Origin of the sequence: Sphaerotilus montanus, from assembly GCF_013410775.1 — a bacterium.
In the GTDB taxonomy this organism is placed as follows: domain Bacteria; phylum Pseudomonadota; class Gammaproteobacteria; order Burkholderiales; family Burkholderiaceae_C; genus Sphaerotilus; species Sphaerotilus montanus.
In genome coordinates, this window is the sequence record NZ_JACCFH010000001.1 from 1681548 (window position 1) to 1694907 (window position 13360).

A 13360-nucleotide genomic window follows, 5' to 3' on the forward strand; every position below is an offset into this window, starting at 1 on the left:
ACCGCTTCAGGCGACCACCGCCTGCGTGCGCAGCCCGTCGATCTGCGCCGCGTCGTAGCCGATGCGCTCCAGCAGCGCATGGGTGTGCTCGCCAAGGCGTGGCGGCTGCAGGCGCACGCCCAGCCGCTCGCCGTCCATCGTGATCGGAAACAGCGTGGTCTTGACGGTCTGCCCGGCCCGGGCCCCATCCGGCAGCGTCATGTCGGCCAGTCCGCCGGTGGCGAGCAGGTGCGGGTCCTCCAGCAGGTCTTGCGGCCGACGGATCGGCGCGAACGGCAGACCGGCGCGCTCCATCGTCCCGGCGAGCTCCGCTGCACTGCGCTGCGCCAGCCGCTCGCGCAGCACTGGCATCAGCCACGGCCGCGCCCGCACGCGCTGGTTGTTGGTGGCGATCGCCACGTCGGCCTTCAGGTCCGCGAAACCGAGCGCATCGCAGAACGTCCTCCACTGCGCGTCGCTGACCGCGGCCAGGAAGATCTGCTCGCCGTCCTTCACCGTGAACACGTCGTAGACTGCCCAGGGGCTTTCGCGGGCGGGCATCGGCGAGGCGGCCTGGCCGGTCACCGCGTACTGGAGCATGTGCTGGCCGACGAGGAAGACGTTGTTCTCGTAGAGCGCCGACTGCACCTCCATGCCACGCCCGGTGATGCCGCGCTGGATCAGGGCCCCGAGCACACCGATCGCGCCGAACATCCCGCCCATGATGTCGTTGACGCTGGTGCCCGCACGCAGCGGGTCGCCCGGCCGGCCGGTCATGTAGGCCAGGCCGCCCATCATCTGCACCACCTCGTCGAGCGCGGTGCGGTGGTCGTAGGGGCCGGGCAGGAAGCCCTTGTGGCTGGCGTAGATGATCCGGGGATTCACGGCGCTCAGGCTGGCGTAGTCGAGGCCGTACTTGCCCATCGTGCCGGGCTTGAAGTTCTCGGCAACGACATCGGCGCTGGCCGCCAGCCGGCGCGCCACCTCGGCGCCCTCCGGGTGGTGCAGGTCGATCGCGATGCTCTTCTTGTTGCGGTTGAACATCGGGAAGAAGCCCGAACCGGCACCGAGCAGGCGCCGCGTGCGGTCGCCGTCGATCGGTTCGACCTTGATCACCTCGGCGCCCATGTCGGCCAGCACCATGCCGCAGGTCGGGCCCATCACCATGTGGGTGAACTCGACGACACACAGGCCGTTCAGCGGTTGGGGTGGGGTGTGGGTGGGCATCGTCATGGCGGTCGGGATCATCGCAGGCATTCAAGTTCCCGACGGGCCACCCGATGGACCCGTCATGAAGAACCGCCCTGTCCGTGGCGGCTCAGCTGTGGATGTAGCTTTCGAGCTGCGCGATCACGAACTGCTGCTCGGAGATGATGTCCTTGACCAGATCGCCGATCGAGATCAGCCCGACCAGCGCGCCCTGGTCCATCACCGGCAGGTGGCGCAGGCGCCGGCCGGTCATCAGGGCCATGCATTCCTGGCTGGTGGTGGCCGGGGTCACGAAGATCACGTCCGGCGTCATCACCTCGCTGATCGGGGTGCCGGTGGACGTGCGCCCGCGCACCTCGACCTTCTGGGCATAGTCGCGCTCCGTGAAGATGCCCAGGATGCGCGCGCCATCGACAATCAGCAGCGAGCCGATGCGCTGCCTGGCCATCAACTCGATGGCCTCCCGCACCGATGCGCCGGGCGGCACGGTGTGAACGGCCTGACTGGGCTTGGACGACAGGATCTGTGCGACGGTGCTCATGGTGTGGTTCCCCTTCGGAGTGCGTTCAATGGCGTCGACCATCATGGCGGACGCCGCCATCTTCGCGCAGAACAGCCCTTTCCACATGATGGACTTTCCTAGTACGGAGGCCTGATGGCCCAGTTTCCCCAGGGCTACCGCCAGATCGAGCAACGCTGCACCGCGGGCGAGCGGCGGGTGCTGCAGCAACTGAAACAGTGCCTGGACGACACGCACCTCGTCTGGCACAACGCGCCGATCGGCCCGCGCGCCCGGCAGCCCGACTTCGTGGTGCTCGGGCCGGGCATGGGCGTGCTGCTGCTGGAAGTGAAGGACTGGCGCTGCAGCACGGTCGTGCGCGCCACGCGCGACGCGGTCGAGCTGCGCACCGAGCGCGGCCCCGTCACCGACCACCACCCGCTGCGCCAGGCCCGCGACTACGCGATGGAACTGGTCGACCTGGTGCAGCGCGACCCGGCGCTGGTCCACGACGACGGCCCGCACCGCGGACGACTGCTGTTCCCCTACGGCTGGGGCGCCGTGCTGTCCGGAATGCGGCGCAGCGAGGTGGCGCAGCGCCCGGGCTTCGACGCCGTGTTCCCCCCGGCGCAGACTCTGCTGCGCGACGATCTGGACGACAGCGTCGATCCGGACACCTTCCAGCAGCGGCTGCGCGGCCTGTTCACCGTGCACTACCCGCACACGCTCACCGCCGCGCAGCGCGACCGCATCCGCTGGCACCTGTTCCCCGAACTCCGGCTGAATGCCGATCCGGTCGCCGCGGACCCTGCGCACACCGCGCACGCCGCAGACACCGAAGCCGCGCCCGTCCCGGACCTGCTGCAGGTGATGGACCTGCCGCAGGAGCAGATCGCCCGCCGGCTGGGCAGCGGCCACCGCGTGGTCCACGGCGTCGCCGGCTCGGGCAAGACGATGGTGCTGGTGCTGCGCGCGCAGCTGCTGGCCGCCGCGGCGACGGCGGAGCATCCCGTGCTGGTGCTCTGCTACAACCGCGCGCTGGCCGATCGGCTGGACATGCTGATCCGCCAGCGTCCGGTCGGCGACCGGGTGCAGGTGCGCACCTTCCACCGCTGGTGCCAGGACGTGGCGCGGCAGCATGGCCTCGCCATCACGGCGGAACCAGGCAGCGAGGCGTTCTACGCCGAACTGCCACGTGTCGTCGCCCAGGCGCTCGCCGAGGGCCGGGTGCCGTCGGGTGGCTGCAGCGCCGTGCTGATCGACGAGGCCCACGACTTCGACGACGACTGGCTGCGCACCGCCGCACGCCTGGTGTCGCCGGACACGCGCAGCCTGCTGGTGCTCTACGACGACGCACAGTCGATCTACCAGCAGACGCGCCGGCGCTTCAGCTTCGCCAGCGTCGGCATCCAGGCGCAGGGCCGCACCAGCGTGCTGCGGCTGAACTACCGCAACACCGCCGAAGTGCTGGCGCTGGCGGTGGCCTGCGCCCGCGAGCGGCTGCGGCCCGAAGGCGCGCTGCCACCACCACCGGACGAGGAGATCCCGACCCTCGCCCCGGCCACCTCCGGTCGCCACGGCCCGAAGCCGGTGCTGTTCACCGCCCGTGACGCCGCCGACGAAGCCGAGCAGATCGCCGGACACATCCAGGCCGCCCGCGCCCGCGGTCTGGCGTGGAACGACATCGCCGTGCTCTGCCGCACGCGGACCCAGATGGCCCCGATCGCGCAGGCGCTGCAGCGGCGCGGCTGGCCCGTGGCCTCGATGGGCGCCGCGGACTTCCGCCGCTTCGACTGGCAGCAGCCAAGCATCCGGCTGCTGACGCTGCACAGCGCCAAGGGGCTGGAGTTCGCGCTGGTGCTGGTCGCCGGGCTGCAGGCGCTGCCGTGGCCCGGTGAGTCGATGGACGACGCCGCGCGGCTGCTGTATGTGGCGATGACGCGGGCCACGCAGGCGCTGGTGCTGTCGGCGTGCGGGTCCTCGCCGATGGTGGAGCGGGTGCAGCAGGCGCTGTTGCAGCAGAACGCTCAGGCGACGGTGTCGTCGCCGATGAGGATCCGCGTGTCGCTGGCATAGCGGTGGGGCGGGATCTCCAGGTTGGTCGGGGCCGGCTTGTTCTTGTAGACCCGCCCGGCGCCGTCGAAGGTCGAGCCGTGGCACGGACAGAAGAAGCCGCCGGGCCAGTCGGCGGGCAGGCTGGGATTGGCCGTGCCTTTTGGCACCGCGGTGGGCGAGCAACCCAGGTGGGTGCAGATGCCGATGGCCACGAAGACCTCCGGCCGGATGGCCCGCACCGGGTTCTTCGCGTAACCCGGCTGCTGGGTCTGCGCAGAGCCGGGGTCGGCCAGTTCGGCGTCGTGGCCTTGCAGCGCGGCGATCATCTCCGGCGTGCGCCGCACCACCCAGACCGGCTTGCCACGCCACTCGGCGGTCTTGGCCCCTCCCGGCGGGAGGTCGGCGATGTCCACCTCGACCGGGCCGCCGGCCGCCCGGGCCCGCTCGCTCGGGGCGAAGCTCGACACCAGCGGAAATGCCGTGGCCACCGCGGCGACACCACTGGCGGCGGCCGTCGCCGCCAGCCAGACGCGGCGCTCCGGGTCGCTCGGCAAGTCAAGGGTAGGGACACCGGGGTGTGCGGGGTTCATCGTGGGCTCCTGGCCATGGCGTCATGCATACCCATGCCAGTATCAAGATGCATGCCAGTGCCCTGAATCGACCGCCACGCCTGCATGGCAGACCGCTGAAGCTGCCATGCACTGCCATTTCCGACATGCCTGACAGGACACACCCTACACTGTCAGCTCCCCTGGCCACCGCATCCGACCCATGACCCCTGTCCTGCCGGAACTCGTGTCCTACCTGGAAAGCCTGCCCGAGCCGCACATCCTGTTCGACCGGGCCTACCGCATCCTCTCGGCCAACGAGGCCTACCGCCGCCAGTTCAGCCCGCAAGCCTCGGTCGTGGGGCGGACCTGCCACGAGGTGTCCCACCACTTCAGCGTCCCCTGCGACCAGGCCGGCGAGAGCTGTCCGCTGGCGCGCGCCCGGGAGACGGGGCAGCGCGAATGCGTCCTGCACCTGCACCACACGCCGCGGGGCGAGGCCTACGTGAACATCGAGCTGGTGCCCCTGCGCGACCCTGCCGGCGAACTGGCCTATTTCATCGAGAAGATGGAGCCGCTGCAGATGGCGCAGAGCACGCCCGCCGTCGCCGGACTGATCGGCCGGTCCGCCGCCTTCCAGCAGATGCTCGGACTGGTCGCCCGGGTCGCCCCCTCGCAGGCCAGCGTGCTGCTGCTGGGCGAATCCGGCACCGGCAAGGAACTGGTGGCACGCGCCGTCCACGAGGCCAGCCTGCGCGCGGCGCGGCCGCTCGTGGTGGTGGACTGCGCCAGCCTGACCGAGTCGCTGTTCGAGAGCGAGCTGTTCGGCCACGAGCGCGGCGCCTTCACCGGCGCCCACGCCAGCAAGCCGGGTCTGGTGGAAGCGGCCAGCGGCGGCACGCTCTTCCTCGACGAGGTCGGCGACATCCCGCTGACCATGCAGGTGAAGCTGCTGCGCCTGCTGGAGAACGGCACCTACCGCCGCGTCGGCAGCACCGAACTGCGCCGGGCCGACCTGCGCGTGGTCTCGGCAACGCACCGGGACCTCGACACGATGGTGGCCGACGGACGCTTCCGCGAAGACCTGTACTACCGGCTCGGCACCTTCCCGATCCACCTGCCCGCGCTGCGCGAGCGCCCGGACGACATCGCGCTGCTGGCCCGGACCCTGCTGGAGCGGCTGACACCCGGACGCACGCTCGCGCTGTCAACGGGTGCGCTGGCGCGGCTGCGCCGGCATGCCTTTCCCGGCAATGTGCGCGAATTGCGCAACGTGCTGGAACGCGCCGCACTGCTCACGGACGGCCACACGGTCGACACCCCGCAGATCGAGCTGGCCCTGGACACCGCCCGCCGGCGGCCCGCCGCACCACCTCCCGCCCGCGGGCGCCCCGCGAACCCCGAGGCCGCCACGCACCCGCTGCGCGAGGCCGAGCGCCAGGCACTCGCCGACCGACTGGCCACCCACACCGGCAGTCGGGCCGACCTGGCGGCGCAACTGGGCATCAGCGAACGGTCGCTCTACCGCAAGCTGCGCGCGCTGGCACGGCCGGACCACGCCCCCCACCCCGCCGGAACCCCACCTTAGAGCTTGCACCCCAATGATTGCTGCATCGCAGCAAATCACTTGCTTCCTGGCGTGATCGCCCTATACTTCATTCCATGCTGCAGTGCAGCAAAACAGTTCAAACCCTTCTGGAGCCTCACCATGACGATCAACACCGAACAACTGGCCGCCGCGAACAAAGCCAACTTGGACTCGCTGGTCGAGCTGACCCAGAAGGCCTTCTCGAGCATCGAGAAGCTGGTCGAGCTGAACATGCAAGCCGCCCGCGAATCGCTGGAGCAGACCGCCGAGCAGGCCAAGGCCGTGCTGGCCGTCAAGGGCCCGCAAGAGCTGGCCGCCCTGCAACAGGACTTCCTGAAGCCGGCCCAGGAAAAGGCCATGGCCTACGGCCGCCAGGTCTATGACATCGCCACCTCGACGCAAGCCGAAGTGAAGAAGATGGCCGAAGCCCAGATGGCCGCTGCCAAGACCCAGTTCAGCACGCTGGTCGAAGAAGCCACCAAGAACGCCCCGCAAGGCAGCGAAGCCGCCATGGCCATGGTCAAGACCGCCATGACCAACGCATCGAGCGCCTTCGAAAGCGTGCAGAAGGCTGCCCAGCAAGCCACCAGCCTGGCCGAAACCAATCTGAAGAACCTCGGCGAAACCGCCGAGAAGGCCACCAAGGCGGCTACCAAGCGCCGCGCCTGATCAGTCGCCGTCGCTGCACGGCGAGTTGATGTTCTGAAACAGTTGTCTCCTCGGTGCCTGCTCTGCAGGGATCGATTCAAGCCCGGCTTCGGCCGGGCTTTTTTTCGTCTCTCGGGGCACCACCGGCACTCCATGTCTGCCGCGGTGCACCGGCCCTCCCGCCGTCTCCAGCGTCGCCCGCAGCACCGAGCCCGTGACCGACTCGGTGCAATACAGCGTCCGGCGCTCTGGCCCACCGAAGGCGAGGTTGGTCAGCGACGCTCCGGCACAGCTCCGCAGCACGGTTTCCGGCTCGCCTCGGTGGTTCAGCACCCAGACCAGCCCCAGCCCAGGATTGGCGACCAGCACCCGCCCGGCCTCGTCGACGGCCAGCCCGTCCGGGCCGCTCGGGCCGTAGGACGTGAAGAACGCGCTCACCTTGGACACGCTGCCGTCCGGCAGCAACGGCACGCGCCAGACCTGGTTGCCGCGTGTCACCCCGAGGTACAGCACCCGTTCGTCCGGCGAGAGCGCCACGCCGTTCGGGCTGGGCACGTTCGACAGCAGCAGATCCAGCCGCCCATCCGGAGCGAGGCGGTAGAGGCGGCCGGTCGGGTCGTGCAGACCGGTCTGCCCCTGGTCGGTGAAGTACAGGTTGCCGGCGCGGTCGAACACCAGATCGTTGACACCCTTGAACCGCTCGCTGTTGCGGCGTGTCAGGAACGGCCGCACCTCGCCCGTCGCCACGTCGCAGCGCATCAGGCCGTGGCGGTAGTCGGTGACGAGCAGCGTGCGCTCGTCGAGGAACTTCAACCCGTTGGGCTCGCCGTCCCACTCGGCCACCAGTGTCCACGCGCCCTGCGGGTCGATGCGGAAGATGCGGCCGAAGGGGATGTCGGTCACATAGAGGTTGCCGGCGCCGTCGAACACCGGCCCTTCGAGGAAGGCGTCGGTCGGCTGGCCACCCCGGTTCGCGTCGGCCCAGTCCGAGCGCACGCCCGTGCGGCGAAAGTGGTCGGGCAGGCGCGTGAAGACCTCGGTGTCGCGGACCTGCGGGGCGTGCAGCAGGAAGATCATTGCCGCTCGAACGCGGTGTTGGCCGCGACCTTGCCCCAGGTCACGGTGCGCTCCTGCAGATCCTTCGCGAAGGCCGCCGCGTCCCAGTACCCCGGCTCGGAGGCCATGCCCTCGGCGAAGGCCCGCATGTCGGACGAGGCCATCGCGGCGGCGACCTCCTTCTGCAACCGGTCGATCACGGCCTGCGGCGTGCCCTTGGGCGCCCAGAGTCCGGTGAAGTTGATCAGCCCGAAGTGCTTCAGCCCCGCCTCGGCGAAGGTCGGCACGTCGGGCAGCGCCGACAGCCGCCGGGTGCCGCTGACCGCGAGCAACCGCGCCTTGCCGCCCTTGACGTTGCCCATCACGCCCGGCGTGGACGCGATCTGGAAGTCGATCGTGCCCGACAGCATCGCCATCGTCGCCTCGCCCGCGCCCTTGAACGGGATGTGCATGAAGTTCACCCCGGCCGCGATGCCCAGCGCCTCGCTGACGAAGTGCGGCGTGGTGCCGGCGCCACCGGTGCCGTAGGTGACCTTGTTCGCCTCGGCGCGACCGGCGGCGACCATCTCGTCGAGGGTGCGGAACTTCGAGTCGGCCTTGACCACCACGCCCATCGGCGCGAAGACGTAGGCCGCCACGGGCAGCAAGTCCTTCTCGTGGTCGAACGGCAGCTTCCTGAAGATGTGCGGCAGCAGCGCATACGTCGTGTCGTTGGCCGCCAGCGTGTAGCCGTCGGCCGGGGCCTGCACCACCGACATCAGGCCGATGGTGCCGGTCGCACCCGCCTTGTTCTCGACGAAGAAGGTCTGGCCGGTCTGCTCCTGCAGCTTGGCGGCCATCTTGCGCGTGACCACGTCGACGGCGCCACCGGGGGCGTAGGGCACGACGATCTTCACCGGCTTGGCGGGCCAGGTCTGGGCCTGGGCCACGGGGGCGAACGCCAGCCAGACGGCGGCGGTGAGGACACGGGAACAGATCGAACGGATCGGATTCACCGGAGGTCTCCTTGCAGGACGCTCAGCGCGTTGCGTGCCGCCGCCACGCCCATCTTCACGTAGGCATCGGCCGTGACGCCGCCGATGTGCGGGCTCAGGACGATGCGCGCCTCGCCGTGGAAGGGATGCGGCGCCGTCATCGGCTCGACCGCGAAGCTGTCCAGCCCGGCCGCCGATACCTGCCCGCTGCGCACGGCCTCCAGCAGCGCCGCCTCGTCGACCAGCCCGCCGCGCGCGGTGTTGACCAGGATGACGCCCGGCTTGCACACCGCCAGCGTCCGCGCGTTGACGAGCCGGGCGTTGTCGGCGGTCAGCGGGCAGTGCAGCGAGATCGCGTCCGATGCGCGCCAAAGCGTGTCGAGGTCGACCCGCTCGACATGCGCTGGCAGCTCCTTCGCATACGGATCGAAGCCGAGCACGCGCATGCCCATCGCGTCGGCCATCCGGGCGAAGCGCAGGCCGATGGCGCCGAGGCCGACGACGCCGACCGTGCGGCCTTCGAGTTCGACGCTCTTGTGCGTGGCCTTGTCCCAGTGGCCGGCGCGCATGCGGGTGTTCAGTGGCACGACCGACTTGGCGCAGGCCAGCAGCAGCGCCAGCGCCTGCTCGGCCACCGCCGCCGCGTTGGCCCCGACGGCGGCGACCACGCGGATGCCGCGGGCGGCGGCCGCCACCTTGTCGATGGTGTCGGTGCCGCTGCCGTGCTTGGAGATGACCTTCAGGCTCGGCGCAGCGTCCATCGCGGCAGCGCCGACCTGGCTGTAGCGCACGATGATGGCCACCGGGTCGTGCTGGCGGCACAGCGCGACGATGTCGTCCTCGCTGGGCGTCTTGCCGGCGTAGACCACCTCGTGGTCCTGCAGCAGCGCGAGCGCCTGCGCGGCCAGGTCGCCGCCCGTGACCAGGAAGACGGGTTGCTTCGACATGGTGGAGGTGCTCACAGCGTCTCGCCCTCCCCGATCACGCCGGCGGTGCGCAGCGCCTTGTCCAGCCACGCCGGACGCAGCGCCTTGCGGCTCTGGATGTCGGCGATGCGCCTGGTCTCGGCCTCCACCTTCTCGGCCGCGAGCGCCAGCATCGCCGGCGCCTTCTCGCGCTCGATCACGGTCACGCCGTCGGCGTCGCCCACCACCAGATCCCCGGGCCGCACGGTGACGCCGCCGACCGAGATGGGGTGGTTCAGCCGGCCGGCGACGTTCTTCGTCGGGCCGTTCGGATTGAGGCCGGCGGCGAACATCGGGAAGCCCAGCGCGCGGATCGCCTCGCTGTCGCGCACCGCGCCGTCGATCACCACCGCCGCGACGCCCAGCGCCACCGCCTGCTGGCTCATGATCTCGCCCATCAGCGCGGCGCTCAGGTCGCACTTGCCATCGACCACGATCACGTCGCCGGGCCGGGCCACCGCCAGCGCGGCGTGGATCATCAGGTTGTCGCCGGGGCGCAGCTCGACCGTGAGCGCGGGGCCGGCGAAGCGCATGCTCGGTGCCAGCGGTGCGATGCGGCCGTGCAGCCCGCCGCGGCGTCCCGCCACGTCGGCGAAGATCGAGGACGGGAACTGCGCGGCCTGGGCGACGACGGCCGGATCGACACGCTCGAAGTCTCGGATCACATCGGGCAATGCAGCGGCTTGACTCATGGGAATCTCCTTGGGTTCTTGAACATCGGGACCGGGAAGGGGTCGCCAGGGCGACCACCGGTGGCAGCGCGGCGGCTCAGTCCACCTTGGCGCCGGAGTCCTTGACGACTTGCCCCCAGCGCGGAATCTCGCTCTTGATCAGAGCGGTGAACTGCTCGACCGTGCCGCCGATCGGGTCCGCGCCCTCGTCGCCGAGCTTCTTGCGCAGCTCCGGGTTCTGCAGCGCCTTGTTGAACTCGGCGTTGAGCCGGTCGATCACGTCCCTGGGCGTGCCGGCCGGCGCCAGCAGGCCGAACCACACCCCCGCATCGAAGCCCTTGAAGCCGGACTCGTTGATGGTCGGCACGCTCGGCAGGTCGTCCACCCGCTTGGCCGAGGTCACCGCCAGCGCACGCAGCTTCTGGTTGCGGATCTGGCCGATCAGCGTCGGCACCGACGACATGTACAGGTCCACGCTGCCGCTGATCACGTCGGTCAGCGCCTGCGCCGCACCCTTGTAGGGGATGTGCTGCGTCTTCACGCCCGCCGCCTTCTGGAACATCTCGCTGGTGAGGTGGGCGACGGTGCCGTTGCCGGGCGACGCGAAGTTGAGCACACCAGGCTTGGCCTTGGCCGTGCTGACCGCATCGGCCAGCGACTTGTACGGCGTGTTCATGCCCGTGACCATGACCAGCGCCGAGTTCGCCAGCAGCACGATCGGCGCCAGATCCTTCTGCGAGTCGTAGGGCATCCTGGCGTACAGCGTCGGGTTGATCGCCAGGTTGCTGGTCTGGCCGATCACGATCGTGTAGCCATCGGCCGGGGACTTGGCCGCCGCGTCCACGCCGAGGTTGCCGCCCGCGCCGGGCTTGTTGTCGATGACGAAGGTCCAGCCCGTCGCAGCGGCCACGCGCTGGCTGGTCTCGCGGGCGATGATGTCGGTCCCGCCGCCGGGCGGGAAAGGCACGACGAGGCGGATCGGCTTGGCGGGCCAGGCCTGCGCAAAGGCGCCGGTCGTCGTGAGCGTGGCGAGGCAGCCGGCGGCCAGGGCGAGCAGCCGGCGGCGGGTGGTGGTGGGCATGGGGGATGTCTCCGTCAGCGTCAGGGGCATGTTGTGGGCCGCAGTATTCGTGGACGCACACCTGCAGTCCAATCGATACTTTCTTGGAATCCATCCACAGGACTTCTGGAGTCATCCCCCATGGACCTGCGCGACCTGCGCTACTTCGAGACCATCGCCGAGCTGCAGCACCTCGGCCGCGCCAGCGCCCGGCTGCACCGCACGCAGCCCGCGCTGACGAGCAGCATCCGCCGGCTGGAAGCGGCCTGCGGCGCGGCGTTGTTCGAGAAGGCCGGGCGGGGCATCCGGCTGACCGAGGCGGGCCGGGTGCTGCTGAAGTGGGCACAGCGCATGCGCTTCGATGTCGAGGACGCCCGGCGCGAACTGGCCTCGATCGGCTCCGGGCTGGCCGGGCATGTGCGGCTCGGCATCGTGCCGACGGCAGCGCAGTTCCTGCTGCCGCCGGTGGCGCGGCAGTTGCTGGTGGAGGCACCGGGCGTGACGCTGCACACTGTGGTGGGCCTGATCGACACGCTCAAGCCGCGGCTGCTGGCCGGCGAGATCGAGGTGATGGTCGGCACCGAGAGCGCGGACGACGCCGGCTTCGTGTCGCAGCTGCTGGCCGAGGACGAGATCGTCATCGCTGCCAGCGAGCAGCACCACGTCTTCCGCGACGGGGTGACGACGCTGGAGGCGCTGGCCGACTGCCGCTGGGCGCTGCAGCCGCCGGGCGCGCCGACGCGGGACTGGCTGGACCACACCTTCGAGCGCCGCGGGCTGCCGCGCCCGCATGTGCAGGTGGAGACGACGATGCTGCTGATGCTGCCGGCGCTGATCGTGCAGACCGGGCTGCTGAGCTTCATCTCGCGCCACCACCTGCAGGGGCCGGGCCGCATCGCGGGGCTGCAGGAGGTGCCGATCCGGGATGCGACCATGCGGCGGCGGCTGGTGGTCACGCACCATGCGCAGCGCTTCCTGTCACCAGCGGCACAGCGGCTGGTGGCGTTGTTCGGGGAGTCGGCCGTACAGTCTGAACATTCCGACCCCTGACGAGACAAGCCCATGCCCTGGACCGCCGCTCCCACCCGCTACGACTCCATGCCCTACCGCCTCTGCGGTCGCAGCGGCCTGAAGCTGCCCGCGCTGTCGATGGGCCTGTGGCACAACTTCGGCGACACCACACCGATCAGCCTGCAGCGCGAGATGGTGACCACCGCGTTCGACCTGGGCATCACCCACTTCGACCTCGCCAACAACTACGGCCCGCCCTACGGCAGCGCCGAGACCAACTTCGGCCGGATCCTGCGCGAAGACCTGAAGCCCTACCGCGACGAGCTGATCCTCTCCAGCAAGGCCGGCTGGGACATGTGGCCCGGCCCTTATGGGCAAGGCGGCGGCTCGCGCAAGTACGTGCTGGCGAGCCTCGACCAGAGCCTCAAGCGCCTGGGCACCGACTACGTCGACATCTTCTACTCGCACCGCTTCGACGCCGAGACGCCGCTGGAGGAAACCGCCGGCGCCCTCGCCACCGCCGTGCAGCAGGGCAAGGCGCTGTATGTGGGCATCTCGTCGTACTCGCCCGGCAAGACGGCCGAGATGGCCCGGCTGCTGCGCGAGCACAAGGTGCCGCTGCTGATCCACCAGCCGAGCTACAACCTGCTGAACCGGCTGATCGAGCGTGGTCTGCTGGACACGCTGGCGGCCGAGGGCATGGGCTGCATCACCTTCACGGCGCTGGCGCAGGGCGTGCTGTCGGACAAGTACCTGAACGGCATCCCGGCCGACGCCCGCATCAACCGGCCGGGTGGCGGCTCGCTGTCACGCGAACATCTCTCGCCGGAGAACCTCGCCAAGGTGCGGGCGCTGAACGCCATCGCGCAACGCCGGGGGCAGTCCTTGGCGCAGATGGCGCTGGCCTGGGTGCTGCGCGATCCGCGGGTGACGACGACGCTGATCGGCGCCAGCAGCGTGGCGCAGATCCGCGAGAACGTCGCCGCGCTGCAGAACCTCGCGTTCAGCACCGAGGAACTCGCCGAGATCGACCACCACGCCAGCGAAGGCGGGGTCGATCTGTGGCGTGCGCCAAGCAGCGACTGGACCTGACTCGA

13 protein-coding genes are annotated in these 13360 nt (G+C 70.1%); 5 read left to right on the plus strand and 8 right to left on the minus strand.

The window, feature by feature from the left end; translation table 11 throughout:
* Positions 1–6 precede the first annotated feature (6 nt).
* Together BDD16_RS07525 and BDD16_RS07530 are read right to left on the minus strand one after the other, a co-directional pair.
* Entirely contained in the window at positions 7–1212 is a 1206-nt protein-coding gene (locus BDD16_RS07525) for a CaiB/BaiF CoA transferase family protein (RefSeq protein WP_179633373.1), read from the minus strand.
* 85 nt (positions 1213–1297) lie between these two features.
* Positions 1298–1729, minus strand: a complete 432-nt coding sequence (locus BDD16_RS07530; RefSeq protein ID WP_179633374.1) for a CBS domain-containing protein — start codon at positions 1727–1729, stop codon at positions 1298–1300.
* A gap of 114 nt (positions 1730–1843) precedes the next feature.
* Here BDD16_RS07530 and BDD16_RS07535 point away from each other — a divergent pair, with 114 nt between their 5' ends.
* Positions 1844–3763 carry a DEAD/DEAH box helicase gene (locus BDD16_RS07535; protein ID WP_179633375.1) on the plus strand — a complete coding sequence of 640 codons (1920 nt, stop codon included), beginning with the start codon at positions 1844–1846 and terminating at the stop codon, positions 3761–3763.
* Here the strand turns inward: BDD16_RS07535 and petA are convergent.
* Positions 3715–4332, minus strand: coding sequence for a ubiquinol-cytochrome c reductase iron-sulfur subunit (gene petA / locus BDD16_RS07540; RefSeq protein WP_179633376.1), 618 nt, complete (start codon positions 4330–4332; stop codon positions 3715–3717). The genes BDD16_RS07535 and petA overlap by 49 nt on opposite strands.
* 181 nt (positions 4333–4513) lie before the next feature.
* Between petA and BDD16_RS07545 the strand changes: the two genes are divergently transcribed.
* Together BDD16_RS07545 and BDD16_RS07550 are read left to right on the plus strand one after the other, a co-directional pair.
* A complete protein-coding gene (locus BDD16_RS07545) occupies positions 4514–5878 on the plus strand; it encodes a sigma-54 interaction domain-containing protein (protein WP_179633377.1) in 1365 nt (454 codons plus the stop codon).
* Positions 5879–5998: 120 nt separating this feature from the next.
* Entirely contained in the window at positions 5999–6547 is a 549-nt protein-coding gene (locus tag BDD16_RS07550; RefSeq protein ID WP_179633378.1) for a phasin family protein, read from the plus strand.
* Here the strand turns inward: BDD16_RS07550 and BDD16_RS07555 are convergent, their stop codons facing one another.
* From BDD16_RS07555 to BDD16_RS07575, 5 genes are all read right to left on the minus strand, one after another.
* Positions 6548–7600, minus strand: coding sequence for an SMP-30/gluconolactonase/LRE family protein (locus BDD16_RS07555; protein ID WP_179636046.1), 1053 nt, complete (start codon positions 7598–7600; stop codon positions 6548–6550).
* Positions 7600–8568, minus strand: coding sequence for a Bug family tripartite tricarboxylate transporter substrate binding protein (locus BDD16_RS07560; protein WP_179636047.1), 969 nt, complete (start codon positions 8566–8568; stop codon positions 7600–7602). The genes BDD16_RS07555 and BDD16_RS07560 overlap by 1 nt, the downstream gene beginning before the upstream one ends.
* Before the next feature lie 5 nt (positions 8569–8573).
* Positions 8574–9503: an NAD(P)-dependent oxidoreductase gene (locus BDD16_RS07565; protein WP_179633379.1), complete on the minus strand. Its 930-nt coding sequence runs from the start codon at positions 9501–9503 to the stop codon at positions 8574–8576.
* A gap of 11 nt (positions 9504–9514) precedes the next feature.
* On the minus strand, positions 9515–10213 hold the full coding sequence (locus BDD16_RS07570) for an RraA family protein (RefSeq protein ID WP_179633380.1): 699 nt from the start codon (positions 10211–10213) through the stop codon (positions 9515–9517).
* Positions 10214–10289: 76 nt separating this feature from the next.
* Entirely contained in the window at positions 10290–11273 is a 984-nt protein-coding gene (locus BDD16_RS07575) for a Bug family tripartite tricarboxylate transporter substrate binding protein (protein ID WP_179633381.1), read from the minus strand.
* A gap of 120 nt (positions 11274–11393) precedes the next feature.
* Between BDD16_RS07575 and BDD16_RS07580 the strand changes: the two genes are divergently transcribed.
* Both BDD16_RS07580 and mgrA read left to right on the plus strand, forming a co-directional pair.
* The gene (locus tag BDD16_RS07580; protein WP_179633382.1) at positions 11394–12302 is read left to right on the plus strand and encodes a LysR family transcriptional regulator; all 909 of its coding nucleotides are present in this window, start codon (positions 11394–11396) and stop codon (positions 12300–12302) included.
* 12 nt (positions 12303–12314) lie between these two features.
* Positions 12315–13355: an L-glyceraldehyde 3-phosphate reductase gene (mgrA, locus tag BDD16_RS07585; RefSeq protein WP_179633383.1), complete on the plus strand. Its 1041-nt coding sequence runs from the start codon at positions 12315–12317 to the stop codon at positions 13353–13355.
* Positions 13356–13360 lie beyond the last annotated feature (5 nt).